Here is a 20,693-nt window from a genome sequence, read left to right as displayed (position 1 = left end):
ACGGAATGGAGGAGTCGATGTCCGCGACCGAAACCGCCCGCGCGGGCCGCCGTGAATGGACCGCGCTCGCCGCGCTCGTGCTGCCCACCCTGATCATCGCGATGGACCTCGTCGTCCTGATCCTCGCGACGCCTGCGCTCAGCGCGGCCCTGCAGCCGAGCGGCACGCAGCTGCTGTGGATCACCGACGTCTACGGCTTCCTCATCGCCGGGTCACTGGTCACGATGGGGACGCTCGGCGACCGGATCGGACGCAGGCGGCTGCTGCTGGTCGGCGCCGCCGCGTTCGGCGTCGCCAGCCTGCTCGCGGCGTACGCCCCGACCGCCGAGTTGCTGATCGCCGCGCGGGCCCTGCAGGGGATCGCGGGCGCCACCCTGATGCCGTCCACGCTGTCGCTGCTGCGCAGCCTGTTCGCCGACGAGGCCCAGCGCCGGTTCGCGATCGGGCTGTGGGTCACCACGTTCTCGGCCGGCACGGTGGTCGGCCCGCTCGTCGCGGGCGTGCTGCTGCAGCACTTCTGGTGGGGCTCGGTGTTCCTGCTCAACCTCCCGGTGATGGCGGTCCTGCTGGTGGTGGGGCCGCGGCTGCTGCCCGAGGTCCGCGACCCCGCCCCGGGCCGGTTCGACCTGCCCGGCGCCGCCCTGTCGGTGGTCGCGATGCTCGCGCTGATCTACGGCGTGAAGCGGGCGGCCGAGTACGGCGCCGACCCGGGCGCGCTGGTGGCGCTCGTCGCGGGAGCCGTCGTCGGGGCGCTGTTCGTCCGCCGGCAGCGCCGCATCGCTCACCCGCTGCTCGACCTCGGGCTGTTCCGCTCGGTGGCGTTCCGCACCTCGGTTCTGATCAACATCGCGATCGGCGTGATGCTGGCCGGGATCTTCCTGTTCGTCGCCCAGTACCTGCAGCTCGTGCTCGGTATGACCCCGCTCGAGGCCGGCCTCTGGTTGATCCCGCCGACGGCCGGGATCATCGCGGGGTCGCTGCTGGCGCCGGTGCTGGTGCAGCGCATCCCCGCCCCGCACGTCGTGAGCGGCGGGCTCGTCGTCGCGGCCGTCGGGCTGGCGGTGATCGCGCAGGTCGGCGCCGAGCCGAACCTCGCGCTCGTCACCGCCGGCATGGTCGTGCTCGGGATCGGTGCCGCTCCGGCGTCCACGCTGAGCGTCGATCTGATCATCGGCTCCGCCCCGCCGGAACGGGCGGGCTCGGCGTCCGCGGTGTCGGAGACCGGCAACGAGCTGGGCAACGCGCTCGGCATCGCGCTGCTGGGCAGCATCGGGGTGGCGGTCTACCGCGCGACGATGGCCGACGGCCTCCCGGTCGCGGCGGCCGCCCGGCTGGCACCCCCGGACGCGGCGGCGGCTGCAGACACCGTCGCCGGCGCGTACGACGCCGCGGCCCGGCTCCCGGAGGCGGCCGGTGCCGAGCTGGTCCAGGTCGCCACGGCCGCGTTCGTGCGGGGTATGCAGCTGTCCGCGTGGACGGGCGCCGCGCTGGCGGTGGCCGCCGCGCTCGCCGCGCCGGTCCTGCTGCGCGCGTCCCGGTGACGCGCGCGGTCGGGCGGGCCGGCGGACCGTGTCGGCGGCGAACCCACGCACGGACGGTTCACCGGAACCCGCTGGTCGGTGCGCCGGTGGTGTTCGCGGGTGCCGGGTACGCCGGGAGCCGCCTCGCGGGCGAGGGACATTAGGCTGGAGGCCTGATGTCAGAGGTTCTAGCGGAGCCGGCCCGGGTGCCGGCCGAGGCGCGCAGGCGCCGCACGTTCGCCGTGATCAGCCACCCGGACGCCGGTAAGTCCACCCTCACCGAGGCGCTCGCGCTGTACGCCGAGGTGATCGACACGGCAGGTGCGGTCCACGGCAAGGCCGGCCGGCGCGGCGTCACGTCGGACTGGATGGAGATGGAGCGCAAGCGCGGCATCTCCATCACCTCCGCGGTACTGCAGTTCGCCTACCGCGACTGCGTGATCAACCTGCTCGACACCCCCGGCCACGGTGACTTCTCCGAGGACACCTACCGCGTGCTCGCCGCCGTCGACGCCGCGGTGATGCTGCTCGACGCCGCGAAGGGCCTCGAGCCGCAGACGCTGAAGCTCTTCGACGTGTGCCGCTCCCGCGGGATCCCGGTGCTCACGTTCGTCAACAAGTGGGACCGGCCCGGCCGGGAGGCCCTCGAGCTGCTCGACGAGGTGGAGCAGACGATCGGGCTGCGCCCGATGCCGCTCACCTGGCCGGTCGGGATCGCGGGCGAGCTGCGCGGGCTGGTCGAGGTCGCGACGGGGGAGTTCACCCGGTTCTCCCGCACCGCGGGCGGGGCCACCCGGGCCGAGGCCGAGGCGGTGCCCGAGGGGGAGATCGCCGCGGCGGAGCCGGAGTTCTGGTCGGCGGCGCAGGACGAGATCGCGCTGCTCGCCGAGATCGGCGCCGGGTTCGAGGAGAAGGACTTCCTCGCGGGCATCGCCACACCCGTCCTCTTCGGCGCCGCGCTCACCGGCGTCGGCGTCGCCCGCCTGCTCGACGCGCTGGTCGACCTCGCGCCCGCCCCCGAGCCGCGCGAGGACGCCGACGGCAACCCGCGCCCCCTGGAGGCCCCGACCTCCGGCCTGGTGTTCAAGGTGCAGGCGGGCATGGACCGCGCCCACCGCGACCGGATGGCGTTCGTGCGGATCTGCTCGGGCCGGTTCGAGCGCGGCATGGTGCTCACGCACGCCGCCACCGGCCGGCCCTTCGCCACCAAGTACGCGCAGGCGGTGTTCGGCCAGCAGCGCACCACCGTGGAGGAGGCGTTCCCCGGCGACATCGTCGGCCTCGTCAACGCGGGCGCGCTGCGGCCGGGCGACACCCTCTACACCGCCGACCCGGTGCACTTCCCGGCCATCCCGAGCTTCGCGCCCGAGCACTTCGCCGTGGTCCGCGGCAGCGACTCGGGCGCGTTCAAGCAGTTCCGCCGCGGCATCGAGCAGCTCGACAGCGAGGGCGTCATCCAGGTGCTGGTCTCCGACCTGCGCGGTGAGCAGGCCCCGGTGCTCGCGGCGGTCGGGCCGCTGCAGTTCGAGGTGGTGACCTCCCGGCTGGAATCGGAGTTCCGCGCGCCCGTCACCCTCGAGCACCTCGGCTACACGGTCACCCGCCGCACCGACGAGGCCGGCGCGGCGATGCTGGCCGGCCAGAGCGAGGTGGAGGTCCTCACCCGCCGGGCCGACGGCGCCCTGCTCGCGGTGTTCAGCAACAAGTGGCGGATGGAGACCGTCCGCCGCAAGTTCGACGACCTGGTGCTCGAGCCGCTGCCTGCGGGCATCGTCCGCTGACGGTCGGGCGGCGGCTCACCCCGATGCGGCGGGCCGGACACCCCGCCCCCGGTCACCGCCTGCGGACCGAGCCCTCCACCACGTCGAGCACGCGCTCGAGGTGGTCGGCGGGCAGGCCCATCGCGAGCTGGGACACCAGGCCCTCGAGGACCAGTTCCAGGTAGCGCGCCAGCACGGGCACCGGGACGTCGTCGCGCAGGGTGCCCGCCGCGGCCTGGCGGGCGAGCCGCTGCTCGGTGGCGGCGGTGAGCGCCTCGGCGTGGGCGCGCCAGCGGGCGCGGAAGCCGGGGTCGGTGCGGCCGCGCCGGGCGACCTCGAGGAAGGAGCCGGTCCAGCCGGCGTCGAGCGGCTGCGGCGACGAGAGCAGCTCGCGCATCACCTGGACCAGGCCCTGCGCGGCCACCACGTCGGCCATCCGCTCGGCGTCCTGCTCGGCGAGTGCGAAGAACAGGGCTTCCTTGTCGCGGAAGTGGTGGAAGATGGCTCCCCGGGACAGGCCCGTGGCCTGCTCCAGCCGCCGGACGGTGGCGCCCTCGTATCCGTGGCGGGCGAAGCAGCTGCGGGCGCCGTCGAGGATCTCCTGCCGCCGCGCTGCGAGCTGGTCGGTGCTGACCCTGGGCACCCGGACGACGATACCGGCATCCCCAGACGTACGTACGGATTGCAAAGCCGTCAGATTCTCGTCACCCGAAAATGTCAGGGCTCGGGGGTAGCGTCGCGTCCATGTCCGAGAAGGCGGCGATGGTCGCGATCCCCCACCAGGGCTCGGGGCCACAGGCGAATGCCCCGGACCCGGGGCCGTCGGTGCTGCGCGACTGCGCCGACGCGGAAACCCACGTCGGGTCGGTGTGCTTCAAGCACGGTCCACCGCGGCTGTTCGGCGTCGAGCTCGAGTGGCTGGTGCACCGGCCGCCCGAGCCGCGGTGGGCACCCGACTCCGCGGCGCTCGCCGCGGCACTCGGCCCGCACGCCCCGTCCAGCCTGTCCCAATCGTCCCCCGCAGAACCGCTTCCCTCCGGTTCCACCGTCACGGTCGAACCCGGCGGCCAGATCGAACTGGCCAGCCCACCGAGCCCCGACCTCGCCACCCTCCTGCAGACCGTCAGCGCCGACACGGCCACCCTGCACGAGCGGCTCGCCGCAGCCGGGCTCCACCCCGGTCCTCGCGCCACCGACGGCGTCCGCCCGCCCCGGCGCATCCTGCAGTTGCCGCGCTACCAGGCGATGGAGGAGTCCTTCGACCGCCGCGGGCCGTTCGGTCGCAGCGCGATGTGCTCCACCGCCGCCGTGCAGGTGTGCCTCGACGCAGGCGAGGCCGGCGACGTCGGCGCCCGCTGGGCCGTGCTGCACGCCCTGGGCCCGGTGCTGCTCGCCGCGTTCGCCAACTCGCCCACGCTGCACGGCAGGCGCACCGGCTGGAAGTCCTCGCGCTGGGCGTGCTGGCAGAGCGCCGACCCGGCCCGCACCGCACCGCCGCCCGCGGCCGACGTCACCGGCGCCGACCCCACGGAGGCATGGGCTCGCCGGGTGCTCGACACGCCGGTGCTGGCGGTGCGCAGACCCGGCCCGTGGGTGGTGCCGCGCGGGGTCACGTTCGCCGACTGGGTGCGCGGAGCCCTGCCGGAGCCGCCCACCACGGCCGATCTCGACTACCACGTCACCACGCTCTTCCCGCCGGTCCGCCCGCACGGCCACCTCGAGGTGCGCTACATCGACGCCCAGCCGGGGCGGCGCTGGGCGTTGCCGGTCGCGGTCCTGGTGGCGCTGCTGTCCCACGCCGACACGATCGACCGGGCGCGCGCGGCATGCGCCCCCGCGGCCGGGCGCTGGACCTCCGGCGCCCGCCACGGCCTGTCCGACCGCGTGCTCGCCCGCGCCGCCGCGGAGGTCTTCGAGCTCGCGATCGGTCGGCTGCCCGCCGTCGGCGCCCCGCAGTGGGTCGTCGACGACGTCACCGCCATGCACGAGCAGCAGGTACTTCGCGGGCGATGTCCCGCCGACGACCCGGACGTCCCGGAGGAAACGCTCCCATGACCACCACCCCTGAGACCACTCCCGACACCGCACTCACGCCCGAGCAGCTGCGCACCCGCGTCGCCGGCCTGCTCGCCGAGAGCCGCGCGCGCAGCACCGCCCTCACCGAGGCCGTCGACGAGGCCGACCTGGTCGCCCAGCACTCGCCGCTCATGTCCCCGCTGGTCTGGGACCTCGCCCACATCGGCAGCCAGGAGGAGCTGTGGCTGGTGCGCGACGTCGGCGGCCGCGAACCGCTGCGCCCGGAGATCGACGGGCTATACGACGCGTTCCAGCACAGCCGCGCCAGCCGCGTCGAGCTGCCGCTGCTCACACCCGCCGAGACCCGCACGTACGTCGCGGAGGTGCGGGAGAAGGCCCTGGACGCACTGGAGCACACCCGGCTCACCGGGCGCAGGCTCGTCGAGCACGGGTTCGCGTTCGGCATGATCGTGCAGCACGAGCAGCAGCACGACGAGACCATGCTCGCCACCCACCAGCTGCGCGCCGGGGCGCCCGTCCTGCACGCGCCACCGCCACCGCCGGGCCGGCAGCCCGCGGCGCGTGAGGTGCTGGTGCCGGGCGGTCCGTTCACGATGGGCACGTCCACCGAGCCGTGGGCCCTCGACAACGAGCGCCCTGCCCACGTCGTCGACGTGCCGGCCTTCGTGATCGACACCGCCGCGGTCACCAACGCCGAGTACACGGCGTTCGTCGAGGCGGGTGGCTACGACGACCCGCGGTGGTGGACCGAGGAGGGCTGGGCCCATCGGGTGTCGGCGGGGCTGGTCGCACCGCAGTTCTGGCAGCGCGACGGCTCGGGCACGTGGTACCGCCGTCGGTTCGGCGTGCTGGAGCCGGTGCCCGCCGACGAGCCGGTGGTGCACGTCTGCTTCCACGAGGCGCGGGCGTACGCGCGGTGGGCCGGCAAGCGGCTGCCCACCGAGGCGGAGTGGGAGAAGGCCGCGCGGTACGACCCGGCCACCGGGCGCTCGCGGCGCTACCCGTGGGGCGACGAGGACCCGACGCCCGCCCACGCCAACCTCGGCCAGCGCCACCTGCAGCCCGCCGCGGCAGGCGCCCACCCGCTCGGGGCCTCACCGCTGGGTGTGCAGCAGCTGATCGGCGACGTCTGGGAGTGGACGAGCTCCGGCTGGCACCCGTACCCCGGCTTCGAGGTCTTCCCGTACCCGGAGTACTCGCAGGTGTTCTTCGGGGGTGACTACCGGGTGCTGCGCGGGGGCTCCTTCGGCACCGCGCCCGCGGCGATCCGCGGCACGTTCCGCAACTGGGACCATCCGATCCGCCGGCAGATCTTCTCCGGCTTCCGCTGCGCACGCGACGCCCGTCCCGAGGACGGGCCCGCCTAGTGTGCCGACACCTCGCCTACGTCGGCCCGCCGGTCACGCTGGCCTCGCTCGTCCTGGAGCCCGCCCACTCGCTGCTGCGCCAGAGCTTCGCGCCCGCCGACATGCGCGGCGGGGGCACCATCAACGCCGACGGCTTCGGCGCGGGCTGGTACCCGGAGCCGGGCGGGCCGGCCGCGCGCTACCGCAGCGCGCACCCGATGTGGTCCGACGCGTCGTTCGCCGCGGTCGCGGCGGCCACCCGCTCCGGCGGGGTGCTCGCCGCGGCGCGGTCGGCCACGGTCGGCATGCCGTTCATCGAGACCGCCGCGGCGCCGTTCGTGGAAGGCCGGTGGCTGTTCAGCCACAACGGCGTGATCCGCGGGTGGCCGCACTCCGTGGCGGCGCTCGCCGCGGCGCTCCCCGTCACCGACCTGCTCACCCTCGACGCGCCCACCGACGCCGCACTGCTCTGGGCGCTGGTGCGCCACCGGCTGCGGGCCGGTGCCGACCCCGGTGAGGCGCTGGCGGGCGTCGTCACCGACGTGGCGGCCGTGGCGCCGGAGTCCCGGCTGAACCTGCTGCTCACCGACGGCACCGGCATCTGGGCCACGGCCTGGTACCACGCGCTCTCCGTTCGCACCGACGACTGGAGCGCGCTGGTCGCGTCCGAGCCCTTCGACGACGACCCGGGCTGGCGCCCGGTGCCCGACCGGCACCTCGTCACCGCCGTGCCCGGCTTCCACCGCTGCATCCCGCTGGTGGCCACGCCGGCGCCCGCTGCAGCGCCCACCACCCAGGGAGTGCGATGACCGCCCTGCTCGACGTCCACCTCACCGGCGCCGACGCCGACGCCGCCCTGCGCGCCGACGCGCGGGCGGGCCTCACCGCAGATCCGAAACGCCTGCCGCCCAAGTGGTTCTACGACGCGCGCGGCAGCGCCCTGTTCGAGCAGATCACCGAGCTGCCCGAGTACTTCCCCACCCGCACGGAGCGCGCCCTGCTGGAGCGCACCGCCGACGCCATCGCGATCACGTCGGGTGCCGACACCATCGTCGAGCTCGGGTCGGGGTCGTCGGCGAAGACCCGCCTGCTGCTCGACGCGTTCCGCCGGGCGGAGTCGCTGCGCCGCTACGTGCCGCAGGACGTGAGCGAGGCCGCGCTGCAGGAGGCGATGTCGGCGCTGGCGGCCGACTACCCCGACCTCGAGCTGCACGGCGTGGTCGGTGACTTCACCACCCATCTGGACCGGTTGCCCGCCGACGGGTACCGCATGGTCGCGTTCCTCGGCGGCACGATCGGCAACCTGCTGCCCCCGGAGCGGGCGGAGTTCCTGCGGGCGCTGCGGGCGGCGCTGCGGCCGGGGGAGCAGTTCCTCCTCGGCACCGGGCTCGTCGCCGATCCGGCCGTGCTCGTGCCGGCCTACGACGACGCCGCCGGGGTCACCGCGGAGTTCAACCGCAACGTGCTGCACGTGCTCAACCGGGAGCTCTCCGCCGACTTCGACGTCGACGCGTTCGACCACAGGGCGCTGTGGGACGCCGGCAACGAGTGGATCGAGATGCGGCTGGTGGCGCGGCGGGCGATGACCGTCACCCTGGCGGAGCTGGACCTCACCGTCGAGTTCGCGGCGGGGGAGGAGATGTGCACGGAGGTGTCGGCCAAGTTCCGGCGGGAGGGGGTGCGCGCGATGCTGGGGAAGGCCGGCTTCACCGTCGTCGGCAGCTGGACCGACCGGGACGAGCGGATGGCGCTCACCCTGGCCACCGCCGTGTGACGTCGCGACCAGGCCATTTCACGAGCGCTGAAGCTCTGCCGATGCCCCGTGTCCCACTGTCTGCTGAATCGCGGCAGCAGGCAGCAGGAGGACACGATGGCTCGGTACCAGGCGACGGTGGGCGGGCGGGTCGTCGTGCGCGACCTGCGCCGCGACGAGGGTGACCTGCTCGACGCGCTCATGGCGGGCCTCTCGCCGCACAGCCGCTACCTGCGGTTCCACGTCCCGCTCCCGGCGTTGAGCGCGGACACGCGTCGCGCCTTGTTGGACGTCGACGGCCGTGACCGGATCGCGCTGGTCGCGGAGGCCGACGACGGCACGCCGGTGGGGATCGCCCGGATGTCCCGGGATCGTCGCGCCTCCGGCGACGCGGAGGTCGCCGTCGCCACGGTGGACGCCTGGCACCGCCGCGGAGTGGGGCGGCTGCTCGTCACCGCCGTGGCCGAGCGGGCGCGGGCCGTCGGGGTCCGGCGGCTGAGCGCCCGCGTGCTGCACGAGAACAGAGCGGCGATCGCGCTGTTCCGGTCCGTCTTCCCGATCTGCCTCACGCGGTGGGACGACGGCGCAGTCGTACTGGTCGCCCTGCTCGGCGCCGGGGTCGACGACTGGACGGTCACCACGGAGGACGTCTTCGCCGACCTCGTCGACATGGCCCGTTGACGCCTAGTCTCGGAGTCATGACCACGCCTCCGCCCGGCCAGGACTGGCGCGCCGAGGGAGTCCGGGTCGTCCCCGGCGACGCCCTCGACACGAACACCCCGCAGACGCCGGGGATGCACCGGGCCGCCGCGATCACCGCGGCGCGGACCGGGGCGCAGAAGCTGTGGGCGGGCACCGTCACGATCCACCCGGGCGCTCGCACCGGGGCACACCACCACGGCGAGCTGGAGAGCGTGATCTACGTCGTGCGCGGGCGGGCGCGGATGCGGTGGGGCGAGCGGCTGGAGTTCACGGCCGAGGCCGGGCCGGGCGGGTTCATCTTCGTGCCGCCGTTCGTGCCGCACCAGGAGATCAACGCGCTCGACGACGAGCCCCTCGAATGCATGCTCACCCGCAGCGGCCAGGAGCCGATCGTGGTGAACCTCGACATCGAGGGCGTGCCCGAGCCCGAGCACGTGCCGTGGGTCGATCCCGCCCACCCGGCCCGCGGGTGACGGGCGCCCCGACGGCCGGGAACCCGGCGGGCGGATACCGGCATTCGGTACTCGAATGATGCGCGTGGCGCGGCTGCGTTGACGGGCGGGACGGGCTCGGGCGAAGGTCGGACGGACCCGAGATCGTCCAGGAGGCGTCCGCCGCCGTGACGGCGACCGGGGACCGCCGGACCGGCGGTGGACGCGCCGCGGCGCAGGAGTGAGAGGACCACATGGTGGAGACACCCGACATCGTCCGACCCGACCCCGAGCTCGTGGCCGGGCTGGAGCGCATCGGGAGTGCGACGGCCAGCAGCGAGCTGTTCAAGCAGTTCGGCATCCGCAGCGCCCACATCGCCGGCCCGGTCAGCCGGACGCCCGGGGTGAGCGTGGCCGGCCCGGCGTTGACCCTGCAGTGCCTGCCGAAGCGGGAGGACCTCTACCCGGTCGACGAGTACAGCCAGCCCGAGCGCCAGCTGCACCGGCACGTCCTGTACCACACGCAGCCGGGCGACATCGTGGTCGTCGACGCCCGGGGGGACATGACCAGCGGGATCTTCGGCGAGATGATGCTCACCTACTTCGCCGGTCGCGGCGGCAAGGGGATCGTCGTCGACGGCTGCATCCGCGACTTCGGATCGGCTTCCCAGCTGGGGATCGGGATGTGGTTGCGCGGCACCACGCCCAACTTCCACACCCAGACCGGCATCGTCCCCACCGCGGTGAACGTGCCGGTCGCCTGCGGCGGCACCGTCGTGGTGCCGGGCGACATCATCGTCGCCGACGACGACGGCGCCGTGGTCGTGCCGATCGCGCTGGCCCCGAAGCTGCTCGAGGTGGCGGGCGAGCACGCCGAGTGGGAGGAGTTCTCCCGGATCAAGCTCGCCGAGGGGGGCGACCTGCAGCGGTACTACCCGCTGTCGGACGCCGCCCGCCCGGAGTACGAGGAGTGGCGGCGGGCCCAGGCCGAGCGCTGATCGGGCAGCGGGCCGGAGGCTCCGGCGGCTGGCGGTCACCCGCCCACGGCAGGCCACCGGCCTGCCCTTCGGGCGCGCGGCGCCACCGAAGGCGGTATGGGCGGACAAGATCGGGGCTGCGGCGCGAGAACGGGCAAAAACGACACGGGTACGCGCCGAACTGCTGATCATGCCGCCGGTGGCGCCGCGACAGCCGACTTCACACACCCAGCAGGGACTTCACACAAGGCCGGCCTTGTGTGAAGTGGCCACCGGGTGTGTGAAGTGGTTATCGGCGGGGGAGAGGGCTCTGGTGATCGGCCCGAGGAGCACATCAGCGACTCCGCCAAGCCCATCGTGTGCCGATCGGAATGATCTCCGCAGCTCACGCACCCGTTCTCCGCCCACGCACCTCGTCGACCGGGCACGTGGGCCGACACGGGGTGCGCGAGCGCACACCAGGTGCGTGACCGGCACGGAGGTCCGCCATCACCTGCGCGTGAGACCGGCCTGCTGGCGGCGCCGCGCGCCCCTTCGGCCTGCCCGCATCGCATGCCCAGCACAATGCGCGGCGCCGCCAGGAGGCCGCACCGCCAGGAGGCCGCACCGCCAGGAGGCCGCACCGCCAGGAGGCCGCACCGCCAGGAGGCCGCACCGCCGGCAGGTCTGCCGCCAAGAGATGGGCGGGTGGCCGGCCCCCGGCCGGCACCGCCCGGTGCCGTGGGCCTCGCGCAACCGGAACGGCCAACTCGTCAACGAATCATTGACGCCGTCGAATCGGCAACCGATCGTTGACCGGCGAGCAGCGCCGGGAAGCACGCCATCGTTGCGGTCACCGCCCTGCTGCGCTGCTGGCACCGATCACAGCGGCGTGATCGGTGCCAGCAGCACAGCACTGTTGTCGCGCCTACGTTGGGGTGCCGCCCGGAGCGATCACTGCGTCCAGTTTCTCGTCGAGCACCGGGCGGCGCGGCGCCGCAGCTCGTTCCCGACAGTGCGCCACCCGGGCCGCCGCCCGCGGGCGGGCAGCGCAGGGTCAGGGCCTGCCGCGCACGGCCTTGCGGATCTGCTCGATCGGCGCCTTCGGTTCCCGCCCGGCCGTCAGCAGGCCGTTCGTCTCCTGCATGGTGTCGGTGAGCTGGGTGTAGCAGGAGCCGGCGAGGAACGTGCTCGCGCGGACGGCGTCGTAGAGCGCGGTGATGCGGGCGATCCAGTCCTCCGCGTCGGTCGCGGCGGTGTAGCCCCAGCCGTCGGCGCGTCGCGTGCCCGGTTGGAAGGCGATGCCGCCGAACTCGGTGAGCATGACCGGCTGGCCCCGGTCCTCCGCTCCGTCGACGAGGATGCGGCGGCCGGCCGGTCCCATCCCGGACAGCAGGCGGTCGCGCGCCGCCTCGTCGGCGTAGGTCCGCGCGAGCACGGCGCCGTCGCCCTCGTAGTCGTGCACGGTGATGATGTCGGAGTTCTGCTGCTCCCAGCCGTCGTTGGAGACGACGGGCCGGGTGGGGTCGAGCGCGCGGGTGAGGTCGGTGAGCGCCCGGGAGTACGCCTGCTGCGCGGGGTCGTCGGCGACGTGCTGGATGCCCCACGACTCGTTGAACGGCACCCAGGTGACGAGCGACGGGTGCGAGGCGTCCCGGTCGACGGCGTCCATCCACTCGCGGGTGAGGCGCTGCACCGCGGTCGCGGAGAACTCGTAGGCGCCGGGGGTCTCGCCCCACAGGAGCAGCCCGAGCCGGTCGGACCAGTACAGGAACCGCGGATCCTCGATCTTCTGGTGGATGCGGCACGCCGTGAACCCGAGGTCCTTGATCAGCTCGACCTCGCGCCGCAGCGCACCGCGGGACGGCGCGGCCAGGTGGCTGTCCGGCCAGAACCCCTGGTTCAGCACCGACCGGACGTCGTACGGCCGCCCGTTGAGCAGGAACGCGCCGCGGGCCACGCCCACGGTGCGGACGCCCAGGTAGGAGCTCACCGCGTCGGTGACGCCCCCGTCGGCGTCGAGCAGCGACACCGTGGCGTCGACCAGCCGCGGGCGTTCCGGCGACCACGTCAGCTCGTCCTCGGCCTGCCCGTTGCGCTGCCGGGCGATCGGTACCGTCACGTCGACGGAGGTCGCGGTCGCGGGGACGTCGACGTCGATCGTGCCGAGGTCCTCGTCGCGCTCGTCGAACCGGAGGGCGACCCGCAGGCGCGCGCCGGCGGCGGGGCGGCCGCGCAGCCGGACGCTCAGGTCGACAGCGGCGGGGCCCGCGGGCAGCCACCGCAGGTGCGCGATGCTCGTCGCCGGGACCGCTTCGAGCCACACGGTCTGCCAGATCCCGGTGGTGCGCCGGTACCAGATGGCGTGCGCGTCCTCGTGCCAGTCCTGCTTGCCCCGCGGCTGCGTGAGGTCGTGCGGGTCGTCCTCGGCGCGCACGACGAGGACGTGGTCGGCCCCGTCCGCCACGAGCGCGGTCACGTCGAAGGTGAACGGGGTGTGGCCGCCCTCGTGCTCCCCGACGAACCTCCCGTCGATCCACACCCGGGCCCTGTAGTCCACCGCGCCGAAGTGCAGCAGCACCACGGGCGCGTGCTCGGACCTGCCGGCGGTGGCGACATCGTCCGCGCTGACCGTCCGGGCGTACCAGACCACGCGGTGGAAGCCCGGCTCGGCGATCCCCGACGCCACCGACTCGGGCGGGAACGGCACGATGATCTCCTGCGCCGCCGGCAGGCCTGCGCACCAGCCGGCGGCGAGGCCCGTGTCCGCGTCGTCGTGCCGGAACGACCACGTGCCGTCCAGGTCCGCCCAAGTGGAGCGGATCAGCTGGGGACGGGGGTGGGAGCCGTCCTGGCGGGAGGCGAGGGGGAGCTCGGAGAGGGGTGCGGGGGGAGCGCTCACGGTCGGGAGTTTATAGCGCTACAAATCCCAGGTCGACCGGTATGGTGCCACGGTGGAGAGGGTCACGCTGCGGGACGTCGCCACGCGGGCCGGGGTGTCCGTGATGACGGTGTCCAACGTGGTGCGCGGCTACCGGCACGTGAGCCCTCGGATGCGGGAGCGCGTGCAGGCCGCGATCGACGAGCTCGGCTACCGCCCCAACCTCAGCGGCCGCAGCCTGGCCACCGGCCGGTCGAGCGTTCTCGCGCTCGCCGTGCCGGACCTGCGCCGCCCCTACTTCGCCGAGCTGGCCCACGTGTTCGCCCGGGTGAGCACGGCCCGCGGGTACCGGTTGCTCCTCGAGGAGACCGGCGGCACGCCCGAGGGCGAGCGCTCCGTGCTGCGCGACCTCCAGGCCGGCATCGTCGACGGGGTCGTGATCCAGCCCCAGGCGCTCACCGCCGCCGAGCTGGAAGGCCTGCGGCGCGACACCCCGCTCGTCTTCGTCGGGGAGGACCCGCGGCCCCCGACCGCCGACCAGGTGGCCATCGACAACGTCGCCGCCGCCGAGGAGGCCGTCACCCACCTGGTCGTGCTCGGGCGGCGCCGCATCGGCTTCCTCGGCCACGAGATCGGCGCCCTCTCACGGCCGTCCGAGCTGCGCATCGAGGGGTACCGGCGAGGTCTCGAGCACGCGGGCCTGCCGTTCGACGCGGCGTTGCTCGTGGCCAGGGAAGCGGGTGACGCGGTCGGGGCCGAGCACGCGCTCGGTGCCGCGCTCGATGCCGGGCTCGCCGTCGACGGCCTGCTCTGCCGCGACGACCTGGCCGCCGTCGGTGCCCTCCGTGCGCTGCAGCTGCGCGGGTTCGCGGTGCCGGGCGACGTCGCGGTGATCGGGTGGGACGACATCGAGCTCACCGCGAGCACGGTGCCGAGCCTCACCAGCGTCGCGCCCGACACCCGGACCCTGGGGGAGCGGGCGCTCGAGCTGCTCCTCGAACGGATGGACGACCCCGAGCTCCCGGGGCGGCAGGTCACGGTGGGGCACCGCATCGTCGTCCGCGAGAGCGCGCCCGCGCCGTCACCCCTCGCCGGCGCCGACCGCGCCGAGCAGCTCGGTGATCGCCGACCGGACCGCGTCGGGTAGCTCCACGGCGGAGAGCTCCGCGAGGCGTTCCGCGACCGGTCGGGAGCCGCGGACGACCTCCCACGCCGCGAGCTTCTCCGGGTTGCCGATCTGGGCGGCCTCGAGGAGCTCCAGGACGGCGTCCTCCCGCGTCGTGCCGACACGCAGCGGCCAGCCCCCGACCCGGACCACGGTCTCGGCCCCGGCCGGCGCGCTGACCGTGCCGCTCCAGCGCCCGTCGGTGCCGGTCACGTCCACGGGCGCGCGGTCGACGGTGACGCCGGTCGGCCGGAGCGCGAGGAACGTGACGGTCCACTCGCGGACGGGCGGGACCACCTCGGCTCGCCTGGTGACCGGGCCGATGCGGAACTCGCTCCGGTCGCTCTCCCGTCGGTCAGGCCGCCGATGTCGGTCCGGACCGTCGCGGCCGACGGGAGGTGCGACAGGTCGCTCATCTGGCCGCGCGAGATGTAGCGGGCGAGCTCGAGGTTGTCGTTGAAGCAGCCGACATCGGCCGGCTCGCCGCGGACGAACTGGGGCGCGATCACGTCGGTGGTGTCGTGGACGACCGAGATGCCCGGGTGTTCGGACTCGAACCTGCGCAGCAATCCGTCGAAGTAGGTGATGACCTCTTGCTTCTGCTGGTAGAAGCGCAGCGTCGAGCGCCCACCGGTCGGGGCGGCGCAGCCGGACAGCCCGAGCGCTCCCAGTGCCAGTGCGCCCGTCGACCCCACGAGAAAGGATCGGCGGGCGATGGTGTCCGAGCTCACGCGCCGTCCCCTCCGACCTGACATCGTCAGGTGCCGACGCGATTTATAGCGCTACAAAGACGAGGGGCAAGGACGGGGAGTGCGTCGGCCCCAGCGGCGATTCCCGGTCAGCCCAGCGCCGTCTGGGCGAGCAGGGCGATGGCGCCTCCGGCGGCGAGCGCGAGCACAGCGGGCCGGGTCCACCCGCGGTCGAGGAGGCGCCGGGCGGGGTTCGACAAGGCGAAGCCGGCGATCAGGAACGGCACCATGACGGCGGCGGCCTGCACGGCGTCGGCGTCGACCTGGCCGCCGACGAGGAGGCCTGCGAGGGAGAGCAGCGAGCCGGCCACGAAGTAGGCGGCGAGCGTGCCTCGCACCCGGGCGCCGTGCGCGTGCTGGTAGAGCAGCGCGACGGGGGGCCCGCCGATCGCGGACGCCGTGCCGGCCGCTCCGGACACCACCCCGGCGACCAGCAGTGCGGGCACGGTGGGGCGGGGCCGCCAGTGCACCACCGACAGTGCCACGCAGCCCAGCACGACGACGGCTACCGCCAGTCCGAACCAGCGGGGCGGCAGCAGCGCCACGGCGAGCACGCCGATGGCGATGCCCGGGAGGCGGCCGAGCAGCGCCCAGCCCACGCCGGCCCAGTCGGTGTCGCGGTACTCGCGGCGCAGCGTGAGCATCGCGTGGGCGGTGGCGAGCATCAGCATCGGGACGGGTACGAGCCCGGGGTCGATGATCGCCAGCAGGGGCACGGACACGAGCGCGATGCCGAACCCGACCGTGCCCTGCACCAACGCCCCGAGCGCGACGGCGAGCCCGGCGAGTGCGATGGTCACGGCACCGACGATAGTCCGTACATTTCGTCAATGAATCATTGACGCCATCGGATCGGCAACGGATCATTGACCCACGGCGGCGGGGGAGTTGCAGTAAGGCCACCTTCCTGCAACGAGGCTGCGGGAAGGTGGCCTTACTGCAACGAGCACGAACGGCCGGGCCGGCTCAGGCGGCGCGCGGCAGCCGCACCTCCAGGCTCAGGCCCTCGGCACGCACCTCGCAGGTGCCGAACGCGCTCGCCGCGGCGGCGACGCGGAAGTGGTCGGCCGCGTAGGCCCGGCGGCGCAGGCCGGAGAGCACGGCGCGCGTGAGCGCGGCGTTGAGCCGGCCCAGCCCCATGCCGTCGACCTCCTGGCGGATGTCAGCGGCGGTGGCGTTGCCGTTCATGTCGCCGATCACGGCGGTGCCGCCCGGGCGCAGCACCCGGTGCATCTCGTCGAGCGCGGCGACCGGGCGCCCGAAGTTCTTGAACGCGGCCTGGCAGACCACGAGGTCGACGGAGGCGTCGGGCAGGGGGAGGTCGGCGGCGTCGGCGCGCAGGAACCGGGCGTCGACGCCTGCGCGGCGGGCCGTGTCGGTGGCGAGCCGGACGAACGTGGCGCTCAGGTCGACGCCGGTGACGTCGAAGCCGAGGCGGGCTAGCTCCACGGCGAGGTAGCCCGGGCCGGGGGCGACCTCGAGGATCCGCGCCCCCTCGGGGAGGCCGGCCGTCAGCTGGGCGGCCTGCGCCCGCACGGCGGCGAGCTGGGGTGCGGTGCCGCGGATGCGGGCGTACCAGCGGGCGATCGGGCCCTCCATGCCGGTGGCCTGCGGGCGGTACGGGCGGATGTCGGTCATGACTGCTCCGTTTCTCGGGTGACTGCATGCCCGAACGGCGGAGAAGCCCGGATATCCTGCTCGGTGCTGCCTCGTGGCCGGTGCCGTTCCGCGGTTCGGTGCGGGGTGAAGGCCCCGGCGCGGTGTTGCCGCACCCGCCGGGGCCGATCTCTCAGCTGCTGGCGGTGGGCCTCCCTTCGGCCGCGGCGTGCTGGTCGCGCCACTGCTGCAGGTCGGGGAAGGTGCCGCGCGTGAGCTCGTCGAGCAGGGCGCGGGTGAACTCGGCGTCTGCCTCTCGGAGCGCGAGGTCGTACTCGGCCTCCACGAGGAACATCCGCGGTACCTCCCGGCGGTTCTCCTCGAGGGCGGCGTGCTGGGCGGCGTTCTCCTCGTCGAGGCGGGCCAGCCGCTGCCGGAGGAGGGCCGTGACCTCGTCGGGGTCGAGCGCGGCCCATACGGAGAGTCCGGCCTCGAAGCGGGGCGGCTCGTGGACGGGCACGGCGATCAGCTCGCGCACCCAGTCCTGCAGCTCGTGGCGGCCGTCGTCCGTGATGCGGTAGACGGTGCGTTCGGGCCGTGCGCCCTGGCGGGCGTTCTCGGCGACCTCGATGAAGCCGTGGCGGTGGAGGTTGCGCACGACCGTGTAGAGCGAGCCCCACTTGAGGCCCATGTCCCGGTCCTTGCCGCGTTCCCGTATCACCGTGGCGATCTCGTACGGGTGCATCGGCCGCTCGACGACGGTGGCGAGCACCGCGAGACCGAGCAGGTTGCGCACCTTCCTGGCCACCGCGACCTCCTTACTCGGCCGCGAGTATACGCACGCGAGTACGGGGTGGGTACGAAGAAACCCCCGCCGGCGACCGGCGGGGGTTCCCGGGTGGTTGGTCAGCTGCGCAGCATGCCGCGCAGCACGTACTGCATGATCCCGCCGTTGCGGTAGTAGTCCGCCTCGCCGGGGGTGTCGATCCGCACGGTCGCGTCGAACTCGATCTTCTCGCCCGACTCCTTGGTGGCCGTGACGTGCACCGTGCGCGGCGTCGAACCGTCGTTGAGCGCCGTGACGCCGCTGATGTCGAACGTCTCGGTGCCGTCGAGGCCGAGCGAGCTCGCCGACTCGCCCTGCGGGAACTGCAGGGGCAGCACACCCATCCCGATCAGGTTGGAGCGGTGGATGCGCTCGTAGCTCTCCACGATCACGGCCCTGACGCCCAGCAGCGCGGTGCCCTTGGCCGCCCAGTCGCGCGACGAGCCGGAGCCGTACTCCTTGCCGCCGAGGACGACCAGGGGAGTGCCCTGCGCGGCGTAGTTCTGCGCGGCGTCGTAGATGAACGCCTGTGGCCCGCCGTTCTGGGTGAAGTCGCGGGTGTAGCCGCCGGACACGCCGTCCAGGAGCAGGTTGCGCAGCCGGATGTTGGCGAACGTGCCGCGGATCATCACCTCGTGGTTGCCGCGGCGGGAGCCGTAGGAGTTGAAGTCCCGCTTCTCCACGCCGTGCTCGCGCAGGTACTGCCCGGCCGGGGTGTCCTCCTTGATGGAGCCTGCGGGGGAGATGTGGTCGGTCGTGACCGAGTCCCCCAGCAGGGCGAGCACCCGCGCCCCGGAGATGTCCTGAACCGGCTCCGGCTCCGGCTGCATGCCCTCGAAGTACGGGGGCTTGCGGACGTAGGTGGAGTCGGGGGCCCACTCGAAGGTGTCGCCCTCGGGCGTGGGCAGCGAGCGCCACCGCTCGTCGCCTGCGAAGACGTCGGCGTAGCGCCCGGTGTACATCTCCTGGCTGATCGCGCTGTCGATCGTCGTCTGCACGTCCTGCGGCGACGGCCAGATGTCGCGCAGGAAGACGTCGTTCCCCTCCGGGTCCTGGCCGAGCGGCTGGTTCTCGAAGTCGAAGTCCATCGTGCCGGCCAGCCCGTACGCGATGACCAGCGGCGGCGAGGCCAGGTAGTTCATCTTGACGTCGGGGTTGATGCGGCCCTCGAAGTTGCGGTTGCCCGACAGCACGGACACGACCGCGAGGTCGGCCTCGTTGACCGCCGCGGAGATCTCGTCGGGCAACGGGCCGGAGTTGCCGATGCACGTGGTGCAGCCGTAGCCGACGAGGTGGTAGCCGAGCTTCTCCAGGTACGGCCACAGCCCGGAACGCTCGTAGTAGTCGGTGACGACCTTCGAGCCCGGTGCCATCGTCGTCTTCACCCACGGCTTGACCGCGAGCCCCTTGTCCACCGCGTTCTTCGCCAGCAGGGCCGCGCCCAGCATCACCGAGGGGTTCGACGTGTTGGTGCACGAGGTGATCGCGGAGATCACGACGGCGCCGTGGTCGAGCTCGAACGTCGTGCCGTCCGCCATGGTGACCTGCGTCGGCTTGCTCGCCCGCCCGCCTGCCCCGGCGGCCGCCGAGATGGGCGTGCGGGGCACCCCGTTGCCGGTGCTGCTCCCGAACGCCGCCGGGTCGCTGGCCGGGAAGCTCTCCTCGACGGCCTCGTCGAGCGCCGAGTGCGGCGCCGGGGTGCCGTCGGCGTAGTCGACGAGCGCGGAGCGGAAGGAGTTCTTCGCCTCGGTCAGCGCGATGCGGTCCTGCGGCCGCTTCGGCCCGGCGATCGAGGGGACGACGGTGGACAGGTCCAGCTCGAGGGTCTCGGAGTAGACCGGCTCCCGCGACGGGTCGTGCCAGAGCCCCTGCTCCTTGGCGTACGCTTCGACGAGCTCGACCTGCGCGTCCGGCCGGCCCGTGAACTTCAGGTAGCGGATCGTCTCGTCGTCGATCGGGAAGATCGCGGCGGTGGAACCGAACTCGGGGCTCATGTTGCCGATCGTGGCCCGGTTGGCCAGCGGCACGGCGCCGACACCCTCGCCGTAGAACTCGACGAACTTGCCGACCACGCCGTGCTTGCGCAGCATCTCGGTGATCGTCAGCACGACGTCGGTGGCGGTGGCGCCTGCCGGGATCTCGCCGGTGAGCTTGAAGCCCACCACGCGCGGGATGAGCATCGAGACGGGCTGGCCGAGCATGGCCGCCTCGGCCTCGATGCCGCCGACGCCCCACCCGAGCACACCCAGGCCATTGACCATGGTGGTGTGCGAGTCGGTGCCGACGAGGGTGTCGGGATAAGCCTGGCCGCCACGGGTCATCACGACCCGCGCGAGGTACTCGATGTTGACCTGGTGCACGATGCCGGTGCCCGGCGGCACCACCTTGAACTCGCTGAACGCGCCCTGACCCCACCGCAGGAACTGGTAGCGCTCGCGGTTGCGCTGGTACTCCAGCTCGACGTTGCGCTCGAAGGCGTCCGGCCGGCCGAAGAGGTCGGCGATCACCGAGTGGTCGATCACGAGCTCGGCGGGCGCTAGCGGGTTGACCTTCGCCGGGTCGCCGCCGAGCTCGGTGACGGCCTCGCGCATCGTGGCGAGGTCGACGACGCACGGGACGCCGGTGAAGTCCTGCATCACCACGCGCGCGGGCGTGAACTGGATCTCGGTGTCCGGCTCGGCGGTCGGGTCCCAGCCGGCGAGGGCGCGGATGTGATCGGCGGTGACGTTGGCGCCGTCCTCGGTGCGCAGGAGGTTCTCGAGCAGCACCTTGAGGCTGAACGGCAGGCGTTCGGCTCCCTCGACGGCCGACAGCCGGAAGATTTCGTGCTCCGACCCGCCTGCCTGGATGGTCCCTTTCGCTCCGAAGCTGTCGGTGCTCATGCGTCAACCTCGCTGCGCTCGGCCGCCGCATTCGCGCTGGCTGTGCCGATGATTCGGTCGCTGCGCTCCCTCATGAGTGCACTGTCCTC

18 protein-coding genes are annotated in these 20,693 nt (G+C 73.5%); 10 read left to right on the top strand and 8 right to left on the bottom strand.

Annotation, left to right across the window (positions count from 1 at the left end):
- The first annotated feature begins 5 nt into the window (after window positions 1-5).
- Window positions 6-1,541: an MFS transporter gene (locus FHX44_RS37700; RefSeq protein ID WP_425469171.1), complete on the top strand. Its 1,536-nt coding sequence runs from the start codon at window positions 6-8 to the stop codon at window positions 1,539-1,541.
- Window positions 1,542-1,696: 155 nt separating this feature from the next.
- Window positions 1,697-3,301, top strand: coding sequence for a peptide chain release factor 3 (locus FHX44_RS37695; protein ID WP_147260121.1), 1,605 nt, complete (start codon window positions 1,697-1,699; stop codon window positions 3,299-3,301).
- Window positions 3,302-3,353: 52 nt separating this feature from the next.
- Here the strand turns inward: FHX44_RS37695 and FHX44_RS37690 are convergent, their stop codons facing one another.
- On the bottom strand, window positions 3,354-3,923 hold the full coding sequence (locus FHX44_RS37690) for a TetR/AcrR family transcriptional regulator (RefSeq protein ID WP_147260120.1): 570 nt from the start codon (window positions 3,921-3,923) through the stop codon (window positions 3,354-3,356).
- Window positions 3,924-4,024: 101 nt separating this feature from the next.
- Here FHX44_RS37690 and egtA point away from each other — a divergent pair, with 101 nt between their 5' ends.
- The 7 genes from egtA (at window position 4,025) to FHX44_RS37655 (ending at window position 10,547) form a co-directional block, all read left to right on the top strand.
- Window positions 4,025-5,335 (top strand): ergothioneine biosynthesis glutamate--cysteine ligase EgtA, encoded by a 1,311-nt coding sequence (gene egtA / locus FHX44_RS37685; RefSeq protein WP_246170807.1) that lies wholly within the window; start codon window positions 4,025-4,027, stop codon window positions 5,333-5,335.
- A complete protein-coding gene (egtB, locus tag FHX44_RS37680; protein ID WP_147260119.1) occupies window positions 5,332-6,684 on the top strand; it encodes an ergothioneine biosynthesis protein EgtB in 1,353 nt (450 codons plus the stop codon). The genes egtA and egtB overlap by 4 nt, the downstream gene beginning before the upstream one ends.
- The gene (egtC, locus tag FHX44_RS37675; RefSeq protein ID WP_147260118.1) at window positions 6,684-7,472 is read left to right on the top strand and encodes an ergothioneine biosynthesis protein EgtC; all 789 of its coding nucleotides are present in this window, start codon (window positions 6,684-6,686) and stop codon (window positions 7,470-7,472) included. The genes egtB and egtC overlap by 1 nt, the downstream gene beginning before the upstream one ends.
- A complete protein-coding gene (gene egtD, locus FHX44_RS37670; RefSeq protein WP_147260117.1) occupies window positions 7,469-8,437 on the top strand; it encodes an L-histidine N(alpha)-methyltransferase in 969 nt (322 codons plus the stop codon). The genes egtC and egtD overlap by 4 nt, the downstream gene beginning before the upstream one ends.
- Window positions 8,438-8,533: 96 nt before the next feature.
- Window positions 8,534-9,097: a GNAT family N-acetyltransferase gene (locus FHX44_RS37665; RefSeq protein ID WP_147260116.1), complete on the top strand. Its 564-nt coding sequence runs from the start codon at window positions 8,534-8,536 to the stop codon at window positions 9,095-9,097.
- A gap of 17 nt (window positions 9,098-9,114) precedes the next feature.
- Window positions 9,115-9,591 carry a cupin domain-containing protein gene (locus tag FHX44_RS37660; RefSeq protein WP_147260115.1) on the top strand — a complete coding sequence of 159 codons (477 nt, stop codon included), beginning with the start codon at window positions 9,115-9,117 and terminating at the stop codon, window positions 9,589-9,591.
- Window positions 9,592-9,803: 212 nt separating this feature from the next.
- A complete protein-coding gene (locus FHX44_RS37655; RefSeq protein ID WP_147260114.1) occupies window positions 9,804-10,547 on the top strand; it encodes a ribonuclease activity regulator RraA in 744 nt (247 codons plus the stop codon).
- Between the two features lie 1,015 nt (window positions 10,548-11,562).
- Here the strand turns inward: FHX44_RS37655 and FHX44_RS37650 are convergent.
- A complete protein-coding gene (locus FHX44_RS37650) occupies window positions 11,563-13,407 on the bottom strand; it encodes a glycoside hydrolase family 2 protein (RefSeq protein WP_147260113.1) in 1,845 nt (614 codons plus the stop codon).
- A gap of 52 nt (window positions 13,408-13,459) precedes the next feature.
- Between FHX44_RS37650 and FHX44_RS37645 the strand changes: the two genes are divergently transcribed.
- The gene (locus tag FHX44_RS37645) at window positions 13,460-14,533 is read left to right on the top strand and encodes a LacI family DNA-binding transcriptional regulator (RefSeq protein WP_147260112.1); all 1,074 of its coding nucleotides are present in this window, start codon (window positions 13,460-13,462) and stop codon (window positions 14,531-14,533) included.
- On the opposite strand, the gene FHX44_RS37640 is transcribed toward FHX44_RS37645, so the two are convergent.
- The 6 genes from FHX44_RS37640 to FHX44_RS37615 form a co-directional block, all read right to left on the bottom strand.
- Complete coding sequence (locus tag FHX44_RS37640; protein WP_147260111.1) at window positions 14,468-14,770, bottom strand: hypothetical protein; 303 nt, start codon at window positions 14,768-14,770, stop codon at window positions 14,468-14,470. The two genes, FHX44_RS37645 and FHX44_RS37640, sit on opposite strands and share 66 nt — an antisense overlap.
- Window positions 14,761-15,282: a hypothetical protein gene (locus FHX44_RS37635; protein WP_212612830.1), complete on the bottom strand. Its 522-nt coding sequence runs from the start codon at window positions 15,280-15,282 to the stop codon at window positions 14,761-14,763. Before FHX44_RS37635 ends, FHX44_RS37640 begins: the two co-directional genes overlap by 10 nt.
- A 107-nt stretch (window positions 15,283-15,389) precedes the next feature.
- The gene (locus FHX44_RS37630; protein ID WP_147260110.1) at window positions 15,390-16,100 is read right to left on the bottom strand and encodes a sulfite exporter TauE/SafE family protein; all 711 of its coding nucleotides are present in this window, start codon (window positions 16,098-16,100) and stop codon (window positions 15,390-15,392) included.
- Window positions 16,101-16,266: 166 nt separating this feature from the next.
- On the bottom strand, window positions 16,267-16,938 hold the full coding sequence (locus FHX44_RS37625) for a class I SAM-dependent methyltransferase (protein ID WP_147260109.1): 672 nt from the start codon (window positions 16,936-16,938) through the stop codon (window positions 16,267-16,269).
- 151 nt (window positions 16,939-17,089) lie between these two features.
- Window positions 17,090-17,704 carry a PadR family transcriptional regulator gene (locus tag FHX44_RS37620; RefSeq protein WP_246170806.1) on the bottom strand — a complete coding sequence of 205 codons (615 nt, stop codon included), beginning with the start codon at window positions 17,702-17,704 and terminating at the stop codon, window positions 17,090-17,092.
- A gap of 98 nt (window positions 17,705-17,802) precedes the next feature.
- Window positions 17,803-20,604 carry an aconitate hydratase gene (locus FHX44_RS37615; RefSeq protein ID WP_147260108.1) on the bottom strand — a complete coding sequence of 934 codons (2,802 nt, stop codon included), beginning with the start codon at window positions 20,602-20,604 and terminating at the stop codon, window positions 17,803-17,805.
- Window positions 20,605-20,693: the final 89 nt, after the last annotated feature.

It is taken from the genome of Pseudonocardia hierapolitana, from assembly GCF_007994075.1.
GTDB lineage: Bacteria > Actinomycetota > Actinomycetes > Mycobacteriales > Pseudonocardiaceae > Pseudonocardia > Pseudonocardia hierapolitana.
Note: the sequence above shows the minus strand (reverse complement) of the source record. Positions and strands in the feature narration are given on the sequence as shown.